This window comes from Shewanella sp. SM74, assembly GCF_025653725.1.
Classification (GTDB): Bacteria; Pseudomonadota; Gammaproteobacteria; order Enterobacterales; family Shewanellaceae; genus Shewanella; species Shewanella oncorhynchi.
The window spans coordinates 1-1,218 of the sequence record NZ_JAKKRZ010000083.1 but is presented as its reverse complement, the minus strand read 5'-3'; the positions used below and the strand labels follow the sequence as shown (position 1 = coordinate 1,218).

Genomic DNA, 1,218 nt, shown 5'->3' with positions numbered 1-1,218 from the left:
CAGGGCGGGATTAAGCTTTGTTAAATCTCTTAACCAAAGAAAATATCGCTCCTAAAATCGCCATTCCATGCAGCTTTTCTTATCTTGGTTGGTTTGCTGGCTTTTAGCGGATGCTGCTCTAAAAGGTTCAGCACGATACGACGAAATAGCGCCATCTTCTTCGCGTTTTCACGGTCACCAATCCTTGAACAGTCTTCCCTAAAAGTGACGTCAAGCACCCAGTGTTGCAGGTTCTCGATGTGCCAATGCTGACGCACCGCTTTGGCTGCAAGTTCGACGTCTAAAGGTAAGGAACTTAAGTAATAATCCGTATTTATGGTTGTAATGCCTTTACATGTTCGTTGACGTTCAACTGCTATGAGTGACTTGGCTGATGGCCACTTTTTCGCGAGCGCCTGCGGCAGCTTTGCTGGAATTTGAAACGTTGTGCGACGCTCCTTACGGCCATGCCCCTTGTCATCCTCTTCGATACTTAATATGTCGACGCCGTCGTTATCCCAGTGAGGTTGAAATTGCATCTCAATGGCCTGCCTCAGTAGCGGTTGGTTGCCTTTTACCTGAACAACATAGTCGCCTTTAGCTTTGATGATTTGTTGAAGCGTTTCCCGCTGGCAGTGAAGTGCATCAAAGGTTACAACGGCGTCTTTAATGTCTAACATGTGCAACAGCGCTTGAACCGTTGCGATTTCGTTACCTTTGGTCTGTGTATCTTGCTGATACAGCACAATTCCTTGTTCGGTATCAAAGGCCGAAACGAGGTGTAGCGCATTTTTAGCACCATGTTGATTAACAGCACCCCGCAAGGTTTTGCCGTCAATAGCGATTAATGGCTTGGATGAGGTTTCTCTTAAACTATTTGCCCAACTAAAGAGTGTCATAACCAGTATTTCGGTATCGATCACTTTAATGATCCGAGCAATGGAATGCCGAGTTGGGATCCCGTTATCAAAATTTCGATGTTGACGCAGCCAAGATAGATTCTCTTGGCCGAATTCTTCAATAGCTTGCCAGCCATCACAACCTGAAGCGATTGCGGCTAAAACAAGAAAAATAATATCAACTAAATCATGGTCTAGGTTGATGTGAGAGCGAGGGTCTTCGATGAGTTTCAAGTGTTCAAATAAGGACATGGATTAGGCTCAGTAGAATAACATGCCCGATCAGATCATGCAGATAGGAAGAAGTTCCCTACTGTTAACAAAGTATGATCCCGCCCTG

1 protein-coding gene is annotated in these 1,218 nt (G+C 45.2%); it reads right to left on the bottom strand.

The genetic code is table 11. The features are described from left to right. Nucleotides 1-29: 29 nt before the first annotated feature. Entirely contained in the window at nucleotides 30-1,130 is a 1,101-nt protein-coding gene (locus tag L5M49_RS25025; protein WP_263266998.1) for an ISAs1-like element ISSba1 family transposase, read from the bottom strand. Between the last annotated feature and the right edge of the window lie 88 nt (nucleotides 1,131-1,218).